This is a genomic window from Flavobacterium reichenbachii, from assembly GCF_002217435.1.
Taxonomy (GTDB): Bacteria; Bacteroidota; Bacteroidia; order Flavobacteriales; family Flavobacteriaceae; genus Flavobacterium; species Flavobacterium reichenbachii.
In genome coordinates this window covers 1-25527 of the sequence record NZ_MUHF01000001.1, presented here as the reverse complement: position 1 = coordinate 25527, position 25527 = coordinate 1, and the positions used below count along the sequence as shown (strand labels likewise).

Here is a 25527-nt window from a genome sequence, read left to right as displayed (position 1 = left end):
AAAATAAAATAGGAAAGAAAATGACGAAAGCAGACATCGTAGCAAAAATTTCAGAGAAGCTAGGTCTTGAAAAAGGAGACGTTCAGGCAACAGTTGAAACTTTTATGGAAGAAGTTAAAACTTCATTAGAAACTGGTGACAATGTTTACCTAAGAGGTTTTGGTAGTTTTATCGTGAAAACGAGAGCTGAAAAAACAGGTAGAAACATTTCTAAAAACACCACTATCAAAATTCCAGCACACAACATTCCTGCTTTTAAACCTGCAAAAGTATTTGTAGAGGGAGTTAAAACAAACAACGAAGCAAAATAATATTAATTAATTATAAAATCGACACGATATGCCAAGTGGTAAAAAAAGAAAGAGACATAAGGTAGCTACTCACAAACGTAAAAAAAGAGCGAGAGCTAACCGTCACAAAAAGAAAAAGTAGTTTTAAACTACTTTTTTCTTTTTAACGTTCATTGAAATTGAAAAAAGATGAAAGAGTAAAGAAAATAGATTACAGGCTTTAAGCCTATTCTCTTTGTTCTTCTTTATTAATCTTCTTTTCCCCGGGTTCAATACCTGTTAAAATATTGTTTAATCCATCTGTAGATAAGATTTTAGATCTTAGATTTTAGATTTTAGATTTTTTAAATCTATGCTCTTCTCTCTATATTCTATTTTCTGAAAAAACAGATAAAAATTTACAGTGTGAATAAAGAATTAATCATTAGATCTAGTTCTGAAGCCGTAGATTTTGCCTTATTAAAAGATGGAAAACTAATTGAATTACACAAGGAAGAAGAGAAAAGCAACTTTCAGGTTGGTGATATTTTTATTGCCAAAATCAGAAAACCAGTTGCCGGACTTAATGCTGCTTTTGTAAATGTAGGCTTCGAAAAAGATGCCTTTTTACATTATCATGACTTAGGGCCAAACTTAGCTTCCCAACTGAAATTCATAAAACTTGTAAGCGCAGGTAAAATAAAAGATTTCTCCCTAAAAACCTTTCAGTTTGAAAAAGAGATTGACAAAGATGGCATCATTACTGATATTTTAAGTGCCAATCAATCTGTTTTAGTACAAGTTGTAAAAGAACCAATATCTACCAAAGGTCCTAGGATAAGCGCTGAGCTCTCTCTGGCAGGAAGATTTATTGTTCTGGTTCCGTTTTCTGACCGTGTTTCTATTTCTCAAAAAATAGAAGACAAAAAAGAAAAGGATCGTTTAAAAAAACTTGTAGTATCGATCAAACCTAAAGGATTTGGTATTATTGTTCGCACAGTAGCCGAAGGCAAAAACGTAGCCGAATTAGAAAAAGATTTGCAGAACCTGCTTAGCAGATGGAATGCAATGTGTAAAAAATTACCAACTGCTCATCATCCGTCAAAAGTATTAGGAGAGCTCAACAGGGCTTCTTCAATATTAAGAGATGTTTTTAACGATACTTTCAGCGGTATCCAAATAGATGATGAAGAGTTGTACCATCAAACGAAGGAATATCTGCAAGAAATTGCACCTTCAAAACAATCGATTGTTAAGTTTTATCAATCAAACGACACTCCGATTTTTGAGAAATACAATATAGAGAGACAAATCAAAACTTCATTTGGCCGAACTGTTTCCATGAGTAAAGGTGCCTATCTTATCATTGAACACACTGAAGCGCTGCACGTTATAGACGTAAACAGCGGAAACCGTTCAAACAAAGCAACCAACCAGGAAGATACAGCCATGGAAGTAAATATGATTGCCGCAGCAGAAATCGCAAGACAACTTCGTCTGCGTGATATGGGCGGAATAATTGTAGTTGATTTCATCGATATGTCTAATCCCGAAAACAGGAAAGTTTTGTTCGACTTCTTGCGAGAAGAAATGAGCGACGATAAAGCAAAACATAAAATCTTACCGCCTAGTAAATTTGGTTTAGTTCAAATTACAAGACAACGCGTGAGACCAGAAGTTAATATTAAAACTAGAGAAGAAGATCCAAATAATGAAAATGGCGAAATTGAAGCGCCAATTTTAATCATTGATAAAATCGCATCCGATCTAGATAGAATTCTAAAAATCCACAAAAATGTCGTACTCAATGTACATCCATTTGTGGCTGCATACCTCAGTAAAGGTTTTCCATCATTACGTTCAAAATGGTTTTTTGAACATAAAAAATGGGTGAAAATCATACCTCGTGACGCTTACACGTACTTAGAATACCATTTCTACGATAAAAAAGGGAATGTTATTTCAGAATAAAATAAAAACCGCCTTTCGAAAGACTGGCGGTTTTTTTATGCACTTTATTTTTTTTTAGCAATAAATAAGCTAAAGTAATTCACGAATTAATTTCCTTACTAATTTGTGAATTCGTTGCGAATAATTTTATTTAGAAGCAATTTCCAGCTATCCGTTTCAATCTTTTATTTTTTAAAGGAAAAAATAAAAGGATTTCCACTTCTATCTGGGCTAGACACTCGTTTCCATAAGAAGTTTATTTTATTTTGTCCTTTCAATTGCAGAAACAAATCTCAAAACCATACTACATCTTTCTCAAAGTTTAAAACTTTGAGAAAGATTATCTCACTATACTCCGAAAGAACTCTGACTCTCCCTCGCAAACTTCTACTTTCTAAATATTTACCCTTTAGTATTACAAAAAAGACTTTTAGTTGTTCTAAAAAAGAAAAGTATTAGTTAGTTTAGTACAGTTTCTCTTCATTAAAAATAAGCACATGCAATCTAAAAAAACTGTCAAACCATTAAAGAAAAGAGCAATAACTTTTATAACTTTCATCATAATTTTATTTTCAGCGAAATTATGTGCTCAAAATGACACAATCTTTTTTGACAAAGATTGGAAAATATCCAGTAAAGATGTCGCATTATACTACAGAATCAAACCTCTTAAAATTAAAACCAAAGATGCAGTAGGCTATAAAATAAAAGATGTTAATTCTCTTTTTGTAATTCATGACTACTATTTAAAAAACAATGCCATACAATTTCAAGGGTATTCGGAAGACTACGATGGCGAAGATCTCGTTGGAGTTGCGAAATGGTACGATGAAAACAGTAACGAGGTTTACACAAACGATTTCTACAGGAAGGAGAATAATAATAAGAAATATAGAATTCTAGAATTACCGATAGTTTATATTGACTATAAAATTGCGACAAAAAGTCAATTTATAGGTGGTTTAGAGTTTTGCTTAGATTGTAAAAATGACAACAAACTCTTTTTAGGCGCCGGCTACGGAATAACATCTTATAATGGCATCTATTACGGTTTACCAGATTTACATTTATCTTACAACGCACCATACTTCTTATTTATCAAAGGCGGAGTTTCAGATAAACATGCTTATGGGCTGGCCGGATTTACTATTCTTAACGCAGTAGATTTAGGTTTTGGCTATTCTCAGCAATTTAACAAAAACGAACTCCCCATAATCAAAGGCTTTACTTTTGGAATTACTTTTAGATTTACCAATAATAAAAAAGTATATACCAAATTAAAAATGATGTAATCTTTGCGTGCTCGGAATTTTTTATTTAACTATTCTTTACTATGAGAATTACCAATAATAAAAAAGCATACATCAAACTAAAACTTTTTTAACAAGCCAAATTACTCCCGGACAACCTCAATTTTTCTTCCAATTTCATTACCTGCTTCATCCACGACAGTGATATAATGAAATCCTGCACTCATAATAATGGGTTTTTCATGAAAAACTTTAGTTGCGCCTTTGTACACATGATCTACATACCAAAACAATTGTTTTTCTCTTTGCGAATACGCCACTTTAAAAATTACTGGCTGTACTTCACTATTAAAATTCTTTGTTAAGTAGATTTTACTATTTGTTTTTGGATAAATAAAATCCATCGAAACTGTTTGATTTCCTTCGCATCCTTCTTTAAAAGGCGGCAGAGGCAGATATTCGATATGTTTGCTTTTATAGTACCAAGCCATAACAGGAGGGAGTACAAACCAGTTTTTAGTAATTATCTTATCTATGCTTTCACAACTGCTGTTTACCTGAAATTGTTCCGTTTGATCTATATGAATCATTTTATGATAAGGACATACCGTTGTTGATTTCCCTTTTTTAGAAACCCATTGTTTGATCTTCGGACAATCCTCTTTAGCCAAATAACCGCTTAATTTGCAAACCTCAACTTCTTCTAAATCCTTGTAAGGTGTTTCAAACCATCTTTGTCTCGGCAGTAAATTAAATACATCAAACAAGATTGGCGCCGCGCTGGTTACACCTGTTAAGGTCGGTCTTCCCTCTCCTGTCGCATTTCCAACCCAGATTCCAACCACATATCTGGAATTTGTACCGATTGCCCAAGCATCTCTATTTCCGAAACTGGTTCCTGTTTTCCAGGCAATTTTTAATGAACTGTCATAAAATTTCCAGGCTTCATCGCCTTCCGGTCTGTTCACTTCTTCCATTGCATTATAGGTAAGCCAAATCGACCCGGCACCTAGTACATTCTTTTGTGTAGTTTCTGAGCCAAAATCTGGTTCAAAATCATGCTTGTAATTTAATTCTGCAAATTCGGCTGTTCGATATTTTCCGTCGCTTTTATTAAAATAATTTAATGTCGAAGATAAATTAGAATAGGTCCCGCACAAATCCCATAAATTACTTTCGGCACCACCCAAAATAAGAGACAATCCATAATGATCAGGCGATTTATTGATATTTCTTAATTTGAATTTCTGTAATTCTTCATAAAACTTATCCACTCCAAAATCCTGTAACATTAAAACTGCCGGAATATTGAGGGAACGTGACAGCGCACGATGAGCCGGAACCGCGCCATCAAAAGTCAGATTAAAATTCTGAGGAGTATAGCCTGCAATCTGAGTAGGAACATCTGCCACCAAAGTATTGGGCAGTAATTCGCCGTCATCCAGCATTGCGGCGTACAATAACGGTTTCAGAATACTTCCTGTACTTCTGGGGGCATCAATAATATCTACATCTTTCTGATGGTCTTTGTCTGTTGGCGAATTACCGACGTAACTTATCACATTTCTATTTTGAACATCAATTACTAAAATTGCCAGATTATGAACTTCATTTTGCTTATATTGATTGTAGTAATATTTTGCAATTTGATTGACTCTGTTCTGAAGCGCAAAATCTACAGTTGTTTTTACACGCGTTCCTTCTTCATTTTTTGCTGCACGCTGTAATAAATGCGGGGCAATCTGCGGAAGATTATAAGGTTTTTGAGGCAATGGTTCGTCTACAGAAAGTTCGTAAGTCTGCTTATCTATTACACCTTCTTGGTTTAATTTCAGCAAAAGCCTATTTCGTTTTTCTAATAGCTTTATTTGATTTTTTCCCGGATAAATTAAACTGGGAGCATTCGGCAAAACTGCCAAAACAGCATTTTCTGCCCATGATAATTGATTCGACTGCACTCCAAAATAACGCCAGGAAGCCATTTCTAATCCAACTACATTCCCGCCAAAAGGAGCATGAGCAGCATACAATTCTAGAATTTCGTTTTTAGAATATCCTAATTCTAATCTTGTTGCCAGAATAACTTCTATGATTTTTTCGAAATACGTTCTCTTCTTTCCTTTTCTGGAAAGTCTTATAACCTGTTGTGTAAGCGTGCTTCCGCCACGAACTACTTTTCCAGCTTTTCTGTTTTGTTCAATCGCATTCACCATCGCTGCAGGATTAAATCCCGGATGTCTATAAAAATATTCATCCTCAAAATAGACAATGCATTTTTTAAATTTATCCGGAACGCTGTCTTGTGCGGGAAAACGCCATTGTCCGTCACGAGCAATTTTGGCGCCCAGCAATTCGCCTTCCTGGCTTTCTATAACTGTCGAATAGGGTTCTTTAAATAAAGTTCGGGGTATCGAAAAATAGTAAATCAGCAAAAGCAGAAATGCTGTTGCTGATTTTATTTTGTTCTTTTTTATCCAGTTTAGGACGCGTTGAAAGAACGCCTTTAATGTATTATTAAACTTTATATTCAAAGTTATTTATTCGTTTGATATCCTAACAGTTTTTGGAAACCTGTTAGGTATGATTTAGCTTTTTTATATTCAAATTCTATTAAATACCTAACAGGTTTCCAAAACCTGTTAGGATACGAAAAACTATTCGTCCATCATATTAACATCATCTATTACTCCTTTATAAACTACTCTTCTTTATCATGACAAAACTTAAAATTTTCTACATTTTCAAATAAATTAAGAATAAAATCTCTATCAATACTTGTTGACTTATCTAAAATATAAGATCGATAAGAGGAATGCAAATATGATTCAAATTGTTTCTCATACTTATGCTTAACAGGATTTAAATGAACATATAAAATTAATTGCTTTAAATATTCTTCATTTTCTATTCTGTTTCTCTGCAAATGTTCTTGAAACAAACTCCCTGTTCTATTATAAGCTTTATTAATACTTTTAGAATACGAATTAAATAAATTCGAAAATGGCAAATGAATTTTTTCTTTAAATTTTTCCGGCATTTCGTTTTTACCCTTAATCCTTAAAACTATATGAAAATGGTTTTTAAGTAAGCAATAAGCATAAATATCAGCTATTGGCAAAATGTATTGCTTCAATTTTTGAAGAAAATAATTATAATTTTTCTCTTCTATAAAAATATTCTCTTTATTATTTCCTCTATTATAAATATGGTAATATTGTCCCTCTTCAAAAAAAATCCTTCTTCATCACACTCTGTCAAATTTATTATCCTAACAGGTTTTAAAAACCTGTTAGGTATCTTCTTCAGCTTTATTTTTAACTTATATTCAAATTCTATTAATACCTAACAGGTTTTGGAAACCTGTTAGGATACGTATGTTTTACTTTACAACCTGTACCCAAAATCCTTTTGTTCTGGCCAGGAATGTATGATCGTACATTGCCTCACATTGTAAACCAGGCAGATAATAAGTTCCCAGATAAGATGCATTCAATAAAATCCTGAAGGTTTTCGTTTCTCCTGCTTTTAATCCAAAATAGAAATTTGTTCTATCATCTCGTATGTCGATATAATCGGCTGTGTTGTTTGTTGCTTCTCCATAATCTGTAAAACGTGTATTTACAATTTCGAATCCTGAAGGCAGAATCTGAGACAATGCAACATTTTCTACACGCTCATTTTTCTGATTTCGAACGGTAACTTCAGCTGTAAATTCTGTACCCTGAGCAATATTAGACACATCAATTACATTGCCTTTTTTGCTTTTGAAAACAATTGCTGCAGAAAGATTACTCTGAACCACATTTTCCTCTCCAACCGGAAGAATTCCTGTATTTAGTACACGAACATATATAGTATTCTTTTTATTATTTCTTAACGTTATACTATTTGCTCCTGTTTTTACAGTCAAATTCCTATCTGCAACAGTTTTAGCGGTTTTAATGGCTTGTGCTTTTCCATCTTTAGTAAACTGAACATCTATTCCTTTCGGACCATTATTTAGTGAGAATTTTGACATTGCGTACAAACAATATGCTGTTGTCTGCGTACTCATCCATTGATCACTTGCCATATTTTTAGCTAGTTTTGATGCCATTGCAAAAGCTTTTTGTTTTTGATTTAACAACAGCATAGTTTCGAGTACCATCGCTCTGTTTCTATCACTGGAACCATAATAGTAATAATTATAATCATTCGAATCATCATCAATATTACTGTTTAACAACAACGATGAAGCGGCACTTTTTTGTCCTGCCAAAACATAGGCTGCTGCTAAACGCAGTTTGCTTTCGTTTGCAATTCCTTTTGTTTCTCTCAATCTGTTCATAGAAGCCAGATCTGAAGAACCTGCCAAAGCTAAAGTATACAAACGGTATGCCTGCGCTAAATCATTCCCATAGCGCTGTTCAAAACGCCAATTTTTAGCTTCTTTTTTCTGATAGGCAATCCATTTTGATTTAAAATTAATTGGAAGTACATATCCTTTTTTCTCTGCTTCAATTATAAAATGTCCTGCGTAAGAAGTTCCCCAATCGTCTGCAATTGTATTTCCCTGCCAGTAAGAAAGTCCTCCATTTGGCAGTTGAAAACTTCCTAATCTTGCAATTCCTGCCGTGATATTTTTCTGAATCAGCTGTTGGCGTGTTTCATCAATATCTGCAATGTCATTTAAGAACAATTGCGGAAAAACAGAAGAAGTGGTCTGCTCGACACAACCATGAGGATATTGAATTAAATACTGCAGTCTTCCATTCAAATTAATTGTCGGCATTGAAGAAACTTCGAGTTTGGTTTTGTTACTTCCAGAAACTCCAAAGGTTTTCCAAGAAATGGTTTTAGAGCTATTGGGTTCCAAAATCACATCTGTATAAGTATTCGTAACCGGATTCGGATTTGTCATATCAATCTCAACATCGTAAGATGATTTTTCGTTTCCTGAAGTGGCAATAATCTGAACTTTTGCAATTCCGGTTTGATTTCCTACCGCCAGATTAAAATAGGCCATTTTCTCGTCTGGCTGAGAAAAAGCAACATTTTGCGCTGCGTTTCCAATTACGCGCAGACCAGCGCTGGTTTTAATCTGAACCTTTACATTCTTAATATTTTTCTCTGTTGCAAAAACAGTTACCGGAATTGTAACTTTTTCTGATGGGGAAATTTTTCTTGGCAATGAAGCTAAAACCATCAACGGACTGCGAACCGGAGTGGATTTATCAACACTTCCGTAAGCACTCGTCGATGCATCACCTGCTACAACCATAGTTCTTACAGATCCAATATATTTAGGCAATGTAATCTGATGTGTTTTCGTCTGACCTTTTTCTAATTTGAATGGCCCAAGATAAATGACAACCGGTTTAAATCGATTGGCTTTTTTTGCTTTTCCTCCGCCTAAATCCTGATCACCTCCAATACTAAAAATCTGATTTACTTTTCCGCCGTAAGCGCCAATAACATCATCATAAACATCCCATGTTTTTACGCCTAAAGCTTCACGAACATAAAAACTATCCCAAGCATTTGGCGTTTTAAATCTTGTCAAGTCTAATAATCCGTCATCTACTATAGCAATGGTATAGGTCATTTCTTTTCCGGATTTTTCACTCACTTTTATAGGAAATGATTGTTCTGGTCTTAAAACATCAGGCATTGCAAGTGCTGGTTCCAGTTTTGTGTTTTTATCTACAACTCCAATCGGAACAATTCCATACATACGTATCGGCGAATCATTTTTGGTAGACGCATGGGGCTGCAAAAGTGTAATATTAAAATACACATTTGGAGCCATCGCGGCCGTAATCGGAACTTGAACTTTTGTTTCTCCCTGCTCTGTTTCTACCCAAAGTGTCTGAACTACTTTTGATCCATTTTCTATTGAAACTAAAGCACGTCCGCCTTCACTTGATGGAAAAGAAATCTGCGCTTTTTCGCCTACGGCGTAATCATTTTTATCTGTAGAAAAAACAAGCATATTTGCTGTTGATGCATCAGTATTTCTGGTTTTTCCAGACCAGATTGGCCAGTCAATATTTACGGTCAATGCAGTTGCATGCCCGCCTGTTTCATCTGAAACACGAATTAAATAACGTCCCCATTCTTCATCTGATAAAGCAAATTGTATACTTCCTTTTCCGCTTGAATCTGTATTGACTCTAAATGTTTTATAAGAAGTAGTCGCTTCAGAAGAATTATAATTCGAAAGATTATCGCTTGATGCGTCCCACCACCAGCGCCACTCTACCTTATAAACTTTTACTTCCAGATCACGCACCGCTTTTGGTCTTCCGTTCTCATCTACAGTCACAATATCAAAGCGATTGCTGGCTCTGGTTTCAAGCATTCCGTAACGGTTTACTTCTGGAGATTTTACTCCAACATACGTTTTATATGGAGAATATGTTGCAGCCATTGCATCCATGCTGAAATCACCGCCTTCTTCGTAGACTTTTGTAATAAATGAAGCGCGAAGCATTCCCGGTGCCTGACCTTGTAATTTAGGATTAATATTTACGGCAGCTCTTCCTCCGGCATCTAGTTTTCCTGAGAAAATATTCACTTCTTCTGTGCTGAATCGGCGTACTAAATCATCAAAACTATATTTTTCGTATCCTTTAAAAGTAGTTTTCTGTTCTGAGAATTTTGCCTGCATTTCTACATTCAGATTCTTTGCAATTGCTCCATGCAGCCAAGTAACCTCAAGATTGCTTGAATTAGGATATGAAGATGATAAAATTGCTTTTTTGAAGCTGTTTTTAATTTTCAAACGATTTGGCTTTATCGTTTCAATTTTGATGTTTTTATAGAATTTTGCACCTCCAACACTTATCATCGCCTCCCAGCTTCCTGTTGGCGCATCTGGATCTGTTGGTACAATAAAAGAATAGTGATTTAATTCATTTGTTCTTTGAACGGTTTGATACGTAACTTTTCCGTTTGGATCTGTAAGCCTGAATTTTATCGGATGTGACTGAGGCAATTTATTTGAAGCGTCATTTAAAATAAAAGACAAATACAAATTATCACCCGGACGCCAGACTCCTCTTTCACCATAAATAAATCCTTTAAGTCCTTTCTGAAGTGTTTCTCCGGCAACATCAAAATTACTTACCGATAAAGAATTTCCGTCGTCCAGCTTCACGTAAGTAGATTGATCTCCCAAAGTTACAATGGCAAAGTATGCAAACTTATCGATTTGGAATGTTGCAATCCCTTCACTATTTGTTGCTTCTGTAGCAATTTTTTGCTGTTGAAAAGTGTATAATTCTACACGAGCATTAGAAATTGGTTCTGTAGTAAGAATGTTATTTACTGCAAATAAATACGATTTATTTTCTCCTCTTTTTGCTATTACACCTAAATCTGAAGCTAGAATATTGGTCGCAATTCTGGCATTATAATAATAAGAACCAGAACAAGGATCTTGACTTTCTCTCCAGTCATAATCTTCGTAATAATAATCATCGTATGAATTACTGCTGTAGTTCACATCATTTTCATCTACTTCTTCCTCTTCGTTTTCCTCTGGATCAGTTGATGGAGTTTCGCATCTGTACAAAGAGTATTTTTTCTTATATGAGAATTCAACTCTATAAATTGCGCCTGGTTCGGGTTTGATAATTTTGGATAAATCTAAAGCAAAAGTGTTCCATTTACTTAAATTGACCAATCGGTTTTCTTTAAGATTTATGGTTGTCTTAGCAATAGGCTGCGAAACACGTTTCAAATTTTGTGATCCGTTAAGTTCATTATTCTGAAGAAACTGCAGAATATTGTTTTTGTAAATTTTGTAAACTTTTACATCTACAGCACTTAGATTGGCAGTTTCAAAATTCAGCTTCAAATTGTTGGAACTTGGCAGAATCGTTCCGTTTTTAACAAAACGTACGTTTGGTTTTATTTGGTCAAAAGAAATTTTCTGAGTAAAATTTTCTTCCATTTTTTTGCCATACTGACTCTCTATTCCCTGAAAAATTTCTAATAGCAATTCTCCTGTTAGGTTTTGCCCTGAAGTTGATTCTTCTACTGCTGCAGGTTCAGGTTCTTCTTCTACAACTTCTTCCTGTACAGCTACCGCAGCACTATCTACTACAACGCTTGCTGAATCTACTGCAACTGAATCTACTGCTTCTTCTACTACAACTTCATGAACTACTTCTGGCTCTGGTGCTGTTTTTTCTTTATTAAAATATACTTTTAATGTATTTCCTTGGGTTGAAAATTTAAAATTACCGGTATTTTGAATTGCTACTAAACCCGCAAAATCTTGTCCTTTTTCCAGAGGTTCTGAAAAATTTATGGAGACCGACTGATTGTTTTCATCCGGAACTTCTACTTTAATAACCTTAAATTCATTTATGCTTGTAATCGGAAAATCTATTTTTCCTTTTTGGTCAATATCAAAGTCACTTCCGTCATAAGCAATTTCGATTTCACTTTCCTCAGAAAAACGCTTGATGTTATCAATAATAAATTTGAACTCTCTTCCTGATTTTACAGCATTATCAAATATGATTTTTAGGTCGTCTCCTTTCTGACTTGCCGAAACCAGCTTTTGTGCGGTTTCAATATCTATTTCGTCTGCCGTTTTCAGCACACAGTTTAAATATTGATATTCCTTGCTTCGTGATTGGATATCAAGTGTATTTACTGTAAAATCCTGTTTTATGGTTTTAACTGTAAAATTAAATTTAGAAAGCGATGCTTCTTTTTCTTTAGGAAGCGTGATCAGTTTATCTAAGTTTAATGTAACTTGATATTCTGTACCTGGTTTTAGTTTTTTCTCTGGTATAAAAGCTATTGTATTACTCGAAAGAGCAACAACTTTTCCGCTGACACTTGGTGAAATATCAAATAAATTGTCATCAAGTTCTTCATTGATTTTCCATTCTTTTTTATCGAAAGCCAAAACCACACGTATGTCTGATTGCGAGGGGACAATACCGCTGGTAAAACTAGTTATGTACTCTCTGAATAATGAAAAATCGGAATTAAAATCGGCAGCTGATTTTCTGCCACAGGCTTGTATAATAAAAAACACCAGAAATACGTAAACTAATCTTTTTGCTTTCACTTTAAATAGAATTAACGGTTAGAAATTAGATTGTATATAACAGAACTGGCTGTAAAACCTAATTATGTTACGGTAAATGTAAGAATATTTTATAATACTTTTAAGAAGAAAATTCGCAAAAAAATTGAAAGAATTAAATTACATTATTTACGTCTTTCGACAAAAAAACGCTTCATTAAGTCGGCAGCTTCATTTGCCATAATACCAGAAACAACTGTGGTTTTAGGGTGAAGTTTTGCCCCCATAGTTATAAAACCTCTTTGTTCATCGCGGGCGCCAAAAACAATTTTCGAAATTTGACTCCAATACAAGGCGCCTGCGCACATTTGGCAAGGTTCAAGCGTTACATATAAGGTACAATCTTTTAGATATTTTCCGCCAAGAAAATTAGCTGCGGCGGTTATCGACTGCATTTCTGCATGAGCAGTAACATCTTTTAGTAATTCGGTCAGGTTATGACTTCTTGCAATTACTTTATCAGCAACAACAATTACAGCACCAACAGGAATTTCGCCTTTATCAAAAGCCATTTCAGCTTCCTGCAAAGCTTTTTTCATAAAATATTCGTCGGTGAAGGGATTTATCATAAATGCAAAAATAAGATTTTAGTATTATTTTTTATTACATTTATTTCCTGATATTCAAATATGGAAACAAATTATAAAATCAGCATTCCTAAACCTTGCACTGAAAACTGGGACAAAATGACTCCAAACGATACTGGTCGTTTCTGTATGAGCTGTTCTAAAACGGTTGTTGATTTTACAGCAATGATGCCGGAGGAAATTCAGCATTTTTTCATTCAAAATCAAACCGAAAGAATCTGCGGAAGGTTTAGAAAATCGCAATTAGACAATATAACTATTCAGATTCCAAGTCGAGTTTTGTATGCACAGACACAATATCATAAAATGTTTTTGCTGGCTTTGTTTATTGCAATGGGAACAACTTTGTTTAGCTGTGCTGATAAAGACGGAAATAAAACAAAAATTGACAAAGTAGAACTTGTTGATAATCCTGAACAAAACGAATCTGTTTCTGTATGTTATGGACATCAGATCGAATCAAAAAAGGTAAACTCCAAAAAACCTCTCGAAAGGACTATAATGGGAGCCCTAATTGCTCCTGACTCTTTTGAAAAAGGAAGTTTTGAGTATGATATTATATATAATTCAAATGATTTAGATATTTTACCTGTTCCAGAAGACGGAATGAAAAAATTATATACCTTTTTAAATAAAAATTACATTACTCCAAACGATACAGAGGAGAAACAGAAAAAAATATTTATTTTGTTTGTTGTAGAAAAAGACGGCACTTTAAGCAATTTCAACATTGTTAAAAACACAGACCAAAAAAGCGGAGCAGAAGCTATAAGAGTTTTAAAAACAGCTTCAAAGTGGATTCCAGGAAAATTGAACAATCGCATCGTTCGATCATCTTATATTTTACCTATACTCATTCAAAAAATAAAATGACAAAACCTATACATAAAATAACCGTTCCAGAACCTTGTCATGAAGATTGGGATAAAATGATGCCAAAAGATAACGGCCGTTTCTGCATGAGCTGTTCTAAAACGATTGTTGATTTTACCTCTATGCTGCCAGAGGAAATTCAGCATTTTTTGATTCAAAATCAAACCGAAAGAATCTGCGGAAGGTTTAGAAAATCGCAGTTAGAAACGATTAACATCGAAATTCCCAGCCAGATTATGTATTCGCAGACAAATTATCGTAAGATGTTTTTATTGGTCTTGTTTATTGCCATGGGAACTACTTTATTTAGCCAGAATAAAGAAGGGAACAAACAAAATATAAATGAAATAGAAGTTGTTGAAGATAGTGTGGCAAATAAATCTGTACAAAAACCAAATGAGAATTTAAAACAAACAGCGCCACCGCCTGTACCACCAAAAACAATCTCACAAAAAAATGAAAACAGAACTGTAACAGGAAATTTTAAGGTAGAAGATTCAATTCATAAATCTATTGATTATGATGCTGTTTTCGAACCCTCTAGTTTACACATTACACCTGTTCCAGAAGATGGCATGAAAAATCTGTATAACTTTATTTACGCTAATTATGTTATTCCAGATGGAGCAGAGGAATATACAGGAAAAGTTATTATCTCATTTATTATAGAAAAAGACGGCAGCTTAAGTACTTTCAAAATAAAAAAAGATTTTGGCTTCGGAACTGGAATGGAAGCAATCAGAGTACTAAAACGGTCTCCTAAATGGATTCCAGGAAAGTTAAACGATCGTATCGTTCGATCATCTTACATGTTACCCATATCCATTAAAAAAATAAAATGACAAAACCTCTACATAAAATAACCGTTCCAGAACCTTGCCATGAAAATTGGGATAAAATGACACCAAAAGATAACGGTCGTTTCTGCATGAGCTGTTCTAAAACGGTTGTTGATTTTACTTCGATGCTTCCTGATGAAATTCAGCATTTTTTCATTCAAAATCAAACCGAAAGAATCTGTGGAAGGTTTAGAAAATCGCAGTTAGACAATGTAACTATTCAGATTCCAAGTCGAGTTTTGTATGCACAGACACAATATCATAAAATGTTTTTGCTGGCTTTGTTTATTGCAATGGGAACCACTTTGTTTAGCTGTGCTGATAAAGATGGAAATAAAACAAAAATTGACAAAGTAGAACTTGTTGAAGATTCTACAATGATAAGAACCAAAACAATTGGGATTCTTTTACCTCCAAAACATGATCCAAAAGACAGTTTAAATCAAATAAACGCTCCTGCAGCAAAAGTCGAGCAGATTAAATTGCAAAAAACGGCAAAAAAAAACAGTAAAGCAATTACTGTTACTTCTTCGACAATAATCTGTGCCTTAATAGTACCAGATCATCCTACTACAATAATTGCTGATGAAAATAATACAATTCAAGAAGTTGCAGAAGAAGATGTTATAGTTATGGGCGCTTCTATAGAAACCTCACCAAACTATCCTGGCGGGATTAATAACTTTTATCAATTTTTTATGAATGAATTTAAACTGCCAGAAGAAGCAGAAAATCCAAAAAAGCCGATTATTGCTTTTTTTGTTATAGAAAAAGACGGCTCCTTGTCATCGTTTGATATTCCAAAAAATGCAGATCCTCGAATTGGTGCAGAAATAATTAGGGTTTTAAAAAAATCACCAAAATGGATTCCAGGCGAACAAAATGGTAAAAGAACCCGAACGAAATATAGTTTCCCAATAACATTTGAATAATGGAAAACAAACACAAAATAACAATTTCAGAACCCTGCCATGAAAACTGGGACAAAATGACTCCTAATGAAAATGGGCGTTTCTGCATGAGCTGTTCTAAAACCGTTATTGATTTTACTTCGATGCTTCCAGATGAAATTCAGCATTTTTTCATTCAAAATCAAAACAACAAAATTTGTGGAAGATTTAGAAAATCCCAATTATCTACAGTAACAATTCAGATTTCAGATCAGGTTCTGTATTCGCAGACAAATTATGGCAAAATGTTTTTACTCGCTTTGTTTATTGCCATGGGAACCACTTTATTTAGTTGTCAGGATAAAGATGGGAACAAACAAAAAATTGAAAAAGTAGAAGTTATTAAGGATTCTTTAAAAACAAAAGCCATTGATAAAAACTTATCATTAAAAGATAGCTTGGATGAAAAGCCTTCTCATCTCAAAAGGACTAAACAAAAGGAGTTATCCATAACACTGGCTGTTCCCGAACCGCCTGGCCGAGCTGCCATGGCAATAATTGATGAGCCAGATAATCATATAATGGGAGGTATTGGATTGCTTTCTACACTGCCCGAATATCCCGGTGGAATCCAAAAATTTTATGACCTTATACAAAAAAGATTTGAGACACCTGCAAAAGCAAAAAAAAACATTGGCACAATCAAAGCATCCTTTTCGATTGAAAAAGATGGTAGTCTGGATAATTTCAAAATTATTGAGGACATTGGAGATGGAACTGGTGATGAACTGATGCGAGTCTTAAAAACTATTAACCCCAAATGGATTCCTGGTGAAGAATATGGCAGAAAAACAACAAACGATTACAATCTATTTATTGTGATACAAAAGGATAGTCTTAACGAAAAAAGAAGAAAGAGAAAATTTTCAAAGATAACTTCTGTTCAAATTCAAGAAATAGAAGGTGCAGAAATAAAATAGACATCAAACAATGGAAAGAAAACACAAACTAACTGTTCCCCAGGCTTGCCATGAAAATTGGAATAAAATGTCTCCCGATGAAAATGGGCGTTTCTGCATGACCTGTTCTAAAACGGTTGTTGATTTTACTTCGATGCTTCCAGATGAAATTCAGCATTTTTTCATTCAAAATCAAAACAATAAAATTTGTGGAAGATTTAAGAAATCGCAATTGAATTCTATTGATATTCAAATTCCTGGTCAGGTTCTGTATTCGCAAACCAATTATCTTAAAATATTTTTACTGGCTTTGTTTATTGCTATGGGAACTACTTTGTTTAGTTGTGTAAATAAAGAAGGAAATAAACAAAAAATTGATAAAGTTGAAGTCGTTACTGATACTGCTAAAAACGAAACCACTATTGGCAAAGCTTTAATCAACAATAAAGATTCCCCTCATAATATACAGCCTCCGCCAAAAGTGGATCAGGTAAAATTTGTAAAACCCAAAGAACATAATAATCTAAAATCTGAGAAAATAGACAATAAAAAAAATAGCGATGCAAAAGTCGAAGTTTACGCTGGTCCTACTGGAGAAGTAGTCTCTAAAACCAATGCAGAATTTCCGGGTGGCATTGACCAATTCTATACCTTTTGGGGAAAAGAATTTAAAAAGCCTAAAGATATTTATATCAAAAATCTTAAAATTAATATCTCGTTTGCAGTCGAAAAAAACGGCTCGATGTCTTATATACAATCAGATCCTGTTATTGAAAAAACTTTAGAAAACGAAATCATTAGAGTACTCAGCGTATGTCCTAAATGGAAGCCTGGAGAATTGGGTGGAAAAAAAATTAAGATGCAATATTCTCTACCGATTGTATTACAATAGCGCTCACTAATTAAAATTAAATTTAAAACCGTAAATTTGCTTTTTACCTTACAATGAAAAGCAATTTACTCTCAAATATTTACAATCCAGCCGATTTACGTTTACTCAGCGAAACTCAACTACCAGAATTGGCCAAAGAATTACGTGATTTTATCATTGATATTGTTTCGGTAAAAGAAGGGCATTTGGGAGCCAGTTTAGGCGTTGTAGAACTTACTATTGCTTTACACTATGTTTTTAATACTCCCGAAGATCTATTAGTCTGGGATGTTGGGCATCAGGCTTACGGACATAAAATATTAACAGAAAGAAGAGAAAATTTTGATACCAACAGACAACTCGGCGGTATTTCAGGATTTCCGAAAAGAAGCGAAAGTATTTATGATACTTTTGGGGTAGGACACTCTTCTACTTCTATATCTGCAGCGTTGGGAATGGCGATTGCTTCTAATTTAAAAGGCGATTTCGAAAAACAGCACATTGCAGTTATTGGCGATGCTTCGATTTCCTCCGGAATGGCGTTTGAAGGTCTAAATCATGCCGGAGTTACGGATGCTAATTTATTGGTCATTTTGAATGATAATGCTATTGGAATTGATCCGAGTGTTGGTGCACTCAAAAAATATCTTACTGCTGTAAAAGAAGGAAAAAATCCGAAGAAAAATAACATGATCAAGTCGCTGAATTTTGATTATTCAGGTCCCATTGACGGTCATGATCTTACTATTTTAATCAAAGAATTAGATCGCTTAAAGAAAATTAAAGGTCCTAAATTTCTTCATATTGTAACTACAAAAGGAAAAGGCCTGCAGCAAGCAGAAGAGAATCAGGTAAAATATCATGCTCCTGGAAAATTTGATGCTTCGACAGGAGAAATTCATTTAAAATCTGAAGAAAATCTGCCTCCGAAATTTCAAGATGTTTTCGGTTTAACTATTTTGGATTTAGCCAGAAAAAACGAAAAAATAATTGGAATCACGCCTGCAATGCCTTCTGGAAGTTCCTTAAAATTTATGATGGATGAAATTCCGGAACGTGCTTTTGACGTTGGAATTGCAGAACAGCATGCTGTGACTCTTGCTGCCGGAATGGCCACACAAGGCATGATTGTGTACTGCAATATTTATTCTACATTTTTGCAGCGCGCTTACGATCAGGTAATTCATGATGTGGCTTTGCAGAATTTACCCGTAATCTTCTGCCTTGACCGTGCTGGTTTAGTCGGCGAAGACGGCGCAACACATCACGGTGTTTTTGATATCGCTTATTTACGCGCAATTCCAAATATGATTATTTATGCACCAATTGACGAAATTGCGCTGCAAAACATTCTATATACTGCACAATTGGGACTCAATCATCCGATTGCAATTCGATATCCGAGAGGTCGAGGCGTTATTCCTGATTGGGAAGTAAAAAATTTCGGACATTACGAATCTGTTAAAATCGGTGAGGGAAAATGCCTGAAAACAGGAACAAAAACGGCTGTTTTATCAACTGGAACGATTGGTAATAATGTTACTCAGGCTATAGGTGAATGTACGAACCCTGATTTAATAGCACATTATGATTTTTCATTCATTAAACCACTAGACTACAGACTCTTAAAGGAAATTCTTTCTAGTTTCGAACGTATCATTACTATCGAAGATGGAACTGTTACAGGTGGTTTTGGAAGTGCCGTTTTAGAATTTGCAGCATCAAATAATTTTAAAAACGACATTGAAATTCTGGGTATTCCTGACGCTTTTATTGAGCATGGAACAGTAAACCAATTACAACAATTTTGCAGCATCGACGTTAAAAGTTTAAGAAATCTTTTTTCAAACGATACAAAATAATTATTTTGCAGCACCAAAAAAAAAATTAAAACTAATGAAATTATTGCGTTCTACTCTATTGCTCTTATTGCTTTTGTGTACCTCAAATAACTTTGCTCAAATTATTCAAACAACTTTAGGTCCAAATCAAGCGCCTCCGCCGCCTTCAAATTGGTCTAAGAAAAATCAGCTTGGTTTTGATATTTCGGAAATTGCTTTTGTGAATTGGAGTGCCGGGGGAACAAGTTCTATTTCTGGCCTATTTAAAGGTGAATTTAATAGAACTTACGCAAAAGAAAATCATAAATGGGTTAATGAACTTATAGTAAAATATGGTTTAAACAAACAGGATGGTATCGAATTAAGAAAAACAGACGATGCTTTTCAATTTAACTCAACTTACGGATACAGACGCGATACCCTGTCTAACTGGTACTATTCTTCTAAGTTAAATTTTAATACGCAGTTTACCAACGGTTACAATTATCCAAACAGAGATATTGCAATCTCTAAACCTTTTGCACCGGCTTATATCTTTTTAGGAGCTGGAGCTGAGAATTCTAATAAAGCAAAAAACAGGACATTTTATTTCTCTCCAATTACGCTAAAGACTACTTTGGTTTTAGATCAGTATTTGGCAAATCAAGGAGCATTTGGTGTTAAAAAAGCGGTTTACATGGCTGACCCTCTAAATCCAGATGCGCAGATATTAGTTGAAGAAGGACAGAAAGTAAAAGCCGAATTTGGTATTTTATTTACCGGATATATGAAAACCGAAGTTTATAAAAATGTTTTTTACGAAAACAGATTAAGTTTATATACCGATTATCTAAACCGTTTTGGTAATGTCGATATTGATTACGACACGCGCCTAGACCTTGTGGTCAATGCTTACGTAAAAGCAAATATTGGAGTTCATCTTGTTTATGATGATGATATCAAAACCAAAAAAGATGTTGTAGATCCAGTATCTGGAGCAAAAAGTCAGGTCAATGACGGTCCAAGAATGCAGTTACGCCAGGTTTTAGGCGTAGGTTTAGTATATGCTTTTCAATAATTAATTTGGTTTTCTTCCGTTAATCATTTCAAATAATTCTAACGCATTTCCATCAGTCAGCAGCGAAACATAATGACAAATATGAAGCAGACGATCGTATAGATTATTTTTTTCTAAACGATGCTTTTCAGGAAGCATTTTCAGGATTAAATTATCGTAATTCGAAGCTTTTCCTTCATATTTGTTATTGAATGCTGTTATGAACTTATCCAACAGTGTTTGAATGATTTGATAACCCACAATTTCCTTCTCAATAACTTCTCGGCTTTGGTAAATTTTATCAACACTTAAATTGATAATATCATTCATTTGAGCTTTGTATTTGCTTTTATCTGTTAATGCAAAAGGGAAATTACCTGCCAGAATCAATTCTTCATTTTCGATAAAAACATCAACAGCATCATTAATCAAAGCTCCAATTGCAAGTGCGCGCAGGTAGCTGATTCTGTCTTCTTTGGTTTCTAACAATTTATATTTAGAAACACCAATATTGTCTTTTACCAATTTTATTAAATATTCTAAAGCATAATCTTCAGAAACCAGTCCTAGATTTATTCCGTCCTCAAAATCAATAATTGTATAACAGATATCATCTGCTGCTTCAACTAAATAGGCCAGAGGATGTCTTTCAAAACCAATATCTTCTCCAGATTTATTGGCAATCATTCCCATATCTTTGGCTACTTCTTCAAAAAAAGTTTTGTCAGACTGGAAGAAACCATATTTTTTATCTGCAATATTACTGGTTGGCTTTTTAGGAAGACTTTCTTTTGGGTATTTCATAAATGCGCCCAAAGTGGCATATGAAATCCTAAGTCCGCCTTCAATTCCGGGACGACTTGCTGTTAGTACAGAAAAACCATTTGCATTTCCTTCAAAATCTATTAAATCCTGCCATTGTTTTGCAGTTAGTTTGTCTTTATATTTTAATCCGTTTCCGATAGAAAAATATTCTCCAATTGCTTTTTCTCCAGAATGACCAAATGGTGGATTTCCTATATCGTGTGCCAGAGATGCGGCAGCGACAATGGCTCCAAAATCATTCATATGATAACCGTGAACTTCTTTTAAATAGGGGTATTTTTCGATAATCTTTTTTCCAACCAAACGGCCTAAAGAACGGCCGACAACAGAAACTTCTAAACTATGTGTTAATCGTGTATGAACAAAATCTGTTTTAGAAAGCGGAATAACTTGTGTTTTATCCTGCAAAGATCTAAAAGCTGCCGAAAATATAATTCGGTCATAATCTACCTCAAAGCCTAAACGGGTATCGTCTTGTTCTATACGTAATCTTTTGCCTGTGTCGCCTTGTTTTTTAAGAGATAAAAGTTGTTCCCAGTTCATTTTTTAATTTTAGATTATAGATTGATGATTTTAGATTGTTAATCTAAAAGGTCAAAAATACATTTTTATTTTAGGATTTATCTAAAGATAGTAACTCGAAATGTTCTTTCATTTGCATTTCGAATTTTGATTTTATAACAACAAAAGTTCTGGAATTTTCATCGTGCAAACCTAAAGCACGTCCTCTTAAAAAGCTTAACGGCTCCAAAGGCAAAATACGAAATATTGTTCGGACCAAGATAACCATCAAAGTTGGTTTCGATCCATCAGCCATCACAACAATTGTTTTAGTCAAATATTTAGCAGGAGAACGAGAAAAAAAGGATTCTGTTATTCCGTAATACACAAAACTTACGCCACTCCAAAATAAATAGCGCTCGATTCGATCAAACGAATTTATTGTATTTGAAATCTCTAAAATATTTAAAAACTGTATTACGACTCTAACGATAATCATAATTATTATTGCATCGATAATAAAATTCAAAAATCGTTTTAGTTTTGATGCCAGTAAATAATTTGCGATTTCAAAATCTTCTTTTTTCATTTAGACTTCAGATTTAAAAGCCAAAAATACATTTTATTTTAGGATATAAATATCCCACAGATTAATTTGATTTAAAAGATTAAATGTTTTGTTCGCCACGAATTTCACTAATTAATACAAATCATTGTGCTTAAATTAATTCGTGAAACTTCGTGAAATTCGTGGCGAATAAAGATTCTAATCTGCGGCAAAATATCATTAAAATTCTAATGCTGTACTATGCTTAATTTCTCCCATTACAAAATCCTGATAGCTAGCCATATCCTGAACTAAAATTTTAAGCACCACAAAAGGATGCCGCTTTTATTAGGGCTAAAAATCAAGTTTTAGTTTTCATAAGACCTTTGTAAACAAAGAAAGCATCCGCCATGGCGGATGCTTTCTGAAATTAAATATATAATCTAAGATTAGAAGTTTTTAGAAATTCCAATATTAACCGTTTTCCCAAAATTAAACGAGAATTTACTATAATCAACATCCTCACTATCAATAGCTAAAGTTTCATACCCTAGACCGCCAATACTGAAATTAAGACCAAAACCTTTTTTCATATTAATGAAAAGAGCTGGAGTTACACCCGCATAAAAACCATCAGCTTTACTTTCTGAAAGAAATACTCCATTGTCATTTGTCTTTATTTTTTGATTTTGAAAACCTGCTCCTAAGTCAGCGAAAACAGAAAAAGTTTCATTCAACGGCATTGTATAACGTACAAATGCTCCAGCTTTAAAATTATTAGCTTTTCCTTCAAGTCCTCCATTATTAGTTTTTGAAGATTCTACAACAAATTCAGCACCTGCCGTCCAATTATCGTGAAATTGATAGCCCACTTTTGGAGAAAACTGAAAAGTATTTGTTTTTAGCGCAGATACCTCCCGATCAATTTTTTCAGAAGTATAACCAATATTTCCTCCCACTAAAATTGTTCCCTTTTGGGCATTTGCAAAGCCAAAAACTGACAATGCAAGAATAAGTAGCATTTTTTTCATGTGTTTATTTATTAAGATTTCACATACAAAGAACAATAAAAATACCAATCTTAAGCAGCACTATATTTAGTAACAATTAATTAAAAAAGACGCTGATTTAACAAGACAGAATTAAAAAAAACTAAAAGAAATTGTTATAAAAAAAAAGCATCCGCCGTGGCGGATGCTTTCTGAAATTGAATATATAACCTAAGATTAGAAGTTTTTAGAAACTCCAATATTAAATGTTCTACCAAAATTAAAGTCAAAGTTTTTGTACTCTGGACCGTTATTATCGTAATTGATTGTACTATATCCTAAACCTCCAATGTTGAAGTTAAGACCAAAACCTTTTTTCATATCGATGAAAAGAGCTGGAGTTAAACCAACATACATACCATCTCCTTTTGCAGTTGTAGTAATTGGTCCTGTGTACGTTTTATCTTTTTCACTTTGAAAACCAGCTCCAAATTCAGCAAAGAAAGCGAAAGTTGGATTCAAAGGAATAGTGTAACGTAAAAATGCACCAACTTTTGTAGTATTAAATCTGTCTTCATTAGTTCCTTGTTTTGTTTTTGAAGAACCAAAAGAAGCCTCACCTCCTACTGTCCAGTTATCGTGAAATTGGTAACCTACTTTTGGAGAAAAATTAAATTCATTATCTTTAATTTCAGTGTTACCAAGTGTTCTAGTTTCTGAAGCATAACCAATACTTCCACCAACTAAAACTGTTCCTTTTTGTGCATTTGCAAAGCTGCAGATAGCTAATGCCGCTACGATTAAAAATTTTTTCATTTTTGAGTTTTGTTTAAATTCAGATTCCTTTTAACAATAACGATGCCGACTCAGCCTAAAATTTATATTTAATTAAAATTTCATTTGAAAGCCAAATTTTAGCAATCAATACTATTTCTGTTTACTTTTGTAGTAAATAAAAAGTCTATGTCGATAGAAGTAAACAGCATATCAAAAAGTTACGGAGAGCAAAAAGCTTTAGATGAAATTTCATTCTCAATTAAGAAGGGAGAAATCGTAGGATTTCTTGGACCAAACGGAGCAGGAAAATCTACTTTAATGAAAATCCTGACCACTTATCTGCTTGCCGATAGTGGCTCAGCACTTGTAAATGGCCACGATGTCATGACAAATGCAAAAGCAGTACAGCTTTCTATTGGTTATCTGCCGGAACATAATCCTTTGTATTTGGATTTGTATGTTCGTGAGTATTTGGCATTTAATGCTGATGTTTATCATGTAGAAAAATCAAGAATTGAAGAAGTAATTCAGCTGACAGGACTGACACCAGAAAGCCACAAAAAGATCAGCCAGCTCTCAAAAGGATACCGCCAGCGCGTAGGACTAGCAAATGCTTTATTACACAATCCAGACGTTTTAATTTTGGATGAACCAACTACGGGACTGGATCCTAATCAGTTAATGGAAATTCGAAACGTTATTAAAAATGTTGGAAAAGATAAAACAGTTTTTTTATCGACACACATCATGCAGGAAGTAGAAGCAATTTGTGATCGTGTCATAATTATTGACAAAGGAAAAATTGTTGCAGATAACAAATTAGATCATTTAGTTGCTGTAAATAAAGAGCAAGTTATTGAAGTAGAGTTTGATTACCAGGTAGAAGAACAGCTTTTGGCCAAACTTGAAAATATCAGTTTGTACAAAAATACTCATGACATGACGTGGGAACTAACTTTTATTACAGAAAAAGATATGAGACCTGCCATCTTTGACTTTGCTAACCAAAACGGATTAAAGACACTGCAATTGAATCAAAAAAATAAAAATCTGGAAGCTGTGTTTAGAGAAATAACTAAATAAGTTTTTAATTCTCAGTTTCAAATTACTTATAAACCGCTTTATTCTCAAAGAATAAAGCGGTTTTTTTATCCCCTTTTTTAATTAAAACACTATTTATCATTTAGTTAGTGTTTTATTATACATTTTAAAATATTTTTATTTAGAATTGTTTTAAATAGTGTTATATTTGCTTCTATAAATTCAATGTTTGACAGCCTTAGAGCTCCAAACATCAACCTTTGACTCCAATATCAGGAGTTTGAACGTCGTGAATTTGAATCCGTTAACTTTGTTTTTTTGTTTTTTATTTTTTTTGAAAGAAAAGAGCCTGCTAATTTTAGACAGGCTCTTTTATTAACTTATAACTTAAAAT

The 25527-nt window shown here is 33.9% G+C and carries 19 protein-coding genes; 11 read left to right on the top strand and 8 right to left on the bottom strand.

The annotated features are described in order from the left end of the window. Positions 1-20: 20 nt before the first annotated feature. The 3 genes from B0A68_RS00095 to B0A68_RS00085 all read left to right on the top strand — a co-directional run bounded on the left by B0A68_RS00095 (position 21) and on the right by B0A68_RS00085 (position 3511). Positions 21-311 carry an HU family DNA-binding protein gene (locus B0A68_RS00095; RefSeq protein WP_007805026.1) on the top strand — a complete coding sequence of 97 codons (291 nt, stop codon included), beginning with the start codon at positions 21-23 and terminating at the stop codon, positions 309-311. Between the two features lie 384 nt (positions 312-695). Continuing rightward, entirely contained in the window at positions 696-2240 is a 1545-nt protein-coding gene (locus B0A68_RS00090; protein ID WP_035686002.1) for an Rne/Rng family ribonuclease, read from the top strand. Between the two features lie 476 nt (positions 2241-2716). Beyond that, a complete protein-coding gene (locus B0A68_RS00085) occupies positions 2717-3511 on the top strand; it encodes a hypothetical protein (RefSeq protein ID WP_051892669.1) in 795 nt (264 codons plus the stop codon). A 101-nt stretch (positions 3512-3612) separates the two neighbouring features. Here the strand turns inward: B0A68_RS00085 and pbpC are convergent, their stop codons facing one another. The 4 genes from pbpC to B0A68_RS00065 all read right to left on the bottom strand — a co-directional run bounded on the left by pbpC (position 3613) and on the right by B0A68_RS00065 (position 13126). Continuing rightward, positions 3613-6006: a penicillin-binding protein 1C gene (gene pbpC / locus B0A68_RS00080; protein WP_394332270.1), complete on the bottom strand. Its 2394-nt coding sequence runs from the start codon at positions 6004-6006 to the stop codon at positions 3613-3615. Positions 6007-6167: 161 nt separating this feature from the next. Further along, a complete protein-coding gene (locus B0A68_RS00075; protein ID WP_316930991.1) occupies positions 6168-6602 on the bottom strand; it encodes a transposase in 435 nt (144 codons plus the stop codon). 246 nt (positions 6603-6848) lie between these two features. Then, on the bottom strand, positions 6849-12539 hold the full coding sequence (locus B0A68_RS00070) for an alpha-2-macroglobulin family protein (protein ID WP_035686005.1): 5691 nt from the start codon (positions 12537-12539) through the stop codon (positions 6849-6851). A 143-nt stretch (positions 12540-12682) separates the two neighbouring features. Beyond that, a complete protein-coding gene (locus tag B0A68_RS00065) occupies positions 12683-13126 on the bottom strand; it encodes a nucleoside deaminase (RefSeq protein WP_035686007.1) in 444 nt (147 codons plus the stop codon). A 60-nt stretch (positions 13127-13186) separates the two neighbouring features. On the opposite strand from B0A68_RS00065, the gene B0A68_RS00060 reads away from it, so the two are divergent. Genes B0A68_RS00060 through B0A68_RS00030 form a run of 7 tightly spaced genes read left to right on the top strand, consistent with a single transcriptional unit; the run spans position 13187 to position 20474 of the window. Continuing rightward, positions 13187-14017 carry an energy transducer TonB gene (locus B0A68_RS00060; RefSeq protein WP_051892672.1) on the top strand — a complete coding sequence of 277 codons (831 nt, stop codon included), beginning with the start codon at positions 13187-13189 and terminating at the stop codon, positions 14015-14017. Beyond that, positions 14014-14859, top strand: coding sequence for an energy transducer TonB (locus B0A68_RS00055; RefSeq protein WP_051892674.1), 846 nt, complete (start codon positions 14014-14016; stop codon positions 14857-14859). Before B0A68_RS00060 ends, B0A68_RS00055 begins: the two co-directional genes overlap by 4 nt. Next, complete coding sequence (locus tag B0A68_RS00050) at positions 14856-15788, top strand: energy transducer TonB (protein WP_051892676.1); 933 nt, start codon at positions 14856-14858, stop codon at positions 15786-15788. Before B0A68_RS00055 ends, B0A68_RS00050 begins: the two co-directional genes overlap by 4 nt. 56 nt (positions 15789-15844) lie before the next feature. Further along, positions 15845-16726 (top strand): hypothetical protein, encoded by an 882-nt coding sequence (locus tag B0A68_RS00045; protein WP_123947458.1) that lies wholly within the window; start codon positions 15845-15847, stop codon positions 16724-16726. A gap of 10 nt (positions 16727-16736) precedes the next feature. Continuing rightward, positions 16737-17597: a hypothetical protein gene (locus tag B0A68_RS00040; RefSeq protein WP_240475260.1), complete on the top strand. Its 861-nt coding sequence runs from the start codon at positions 16737-16739 to the stop codon at positions 17595-17597. Positions 17598-17650: 53 nt separating this feature from the next. Continuing rightward, a complete protein-coding gene (locus B0A68_RS00035) occupies positions 17651-19438 on the top strand; it encodes a 1-deoxy-D-xylulose-5-phosphate synthase (RefSeq protein ID WP_035686009.1) in 1788 nt (595 codons plus the stop codon). A 34-nt stretch (positions 19439-19472) separates the two neighbouring features. Next, a complete protein-coding gene (locus B0A68_RS00030; protein ID WP_035686012.1) occupies positions 19473-20474 on the top strand; it encodes a DUF3078 domain-containing protein in 1002 nt (333 codons plus the stop codon). On the opposite strand, the gene B0A68_RS00025 is transcribed toward B0A68_RS00030, so the two are convergent. From B0A68_RS00025 to B0A68_RS00010, 4 genes are all read right to left on the bottom strand, one after another. Beyond that, positions 20475-21821: a deoxyguanosinetriphosphate triphosphohydrolase gene (locus B0A68_RS00025; RefSeq protein ID WP_035686014.1), complete on the bottom strand. Its 1347-nt coding sequence runs from the start codon at positions 21819-21821 to the stop codon at positions 20475-20477. Between the two features lie 70 nt (positions 21822-21891). Next, entirely contained in the window at positions 21892-22368 is a 477-nt protein-coding gene (locus B0A68_RS00020; protein WP_051892683.1) for an RDD family protein, read from the bottom strand. Positions 22369-22775: 407 nt separating this feature from the next. Next, positions 22776-23357: an outer membrane beta-barrel protein gene (locus B0A68_RS00015; RefSeq protein ID WP_035686017.1), complete on the bottom strand. Its 582-nt coding sequence runs from the start codon at positions 23355-23357 to the stop codon at positions 22776-22778. A gap of 195 nt (positions 23358-23552) precedes the next feature. Continuing rightward, positions 23553-24131, bottom strand: a complete 579-nt coding sequence (locus tag B0A68_RS00010; RefSeq protein ID WP_035686020.1) for an outer membrane beta-barrel protein — start codon at positions 24129-24131, stop codon at positions 23553-23555. 147 nt (positions 24132-24278) lie between these two features. On the opposite strand from B0A68_RS00010, the gene gldA reads away from it, so the two are divergent. After that, positions 24279-25175, top strand: coding sequence for a gliding motility-associated ABC transporter ATP-binding subunit GldA (gldA, locus tag B0A68_RS00005; RefSeq protein ID WP_035686023.1), 897 nt, complete (start codon positions 24279-24281; stop codon positions 25173-25175). Positions 25176-25527 lie beyond the last annotated feature (352 nt).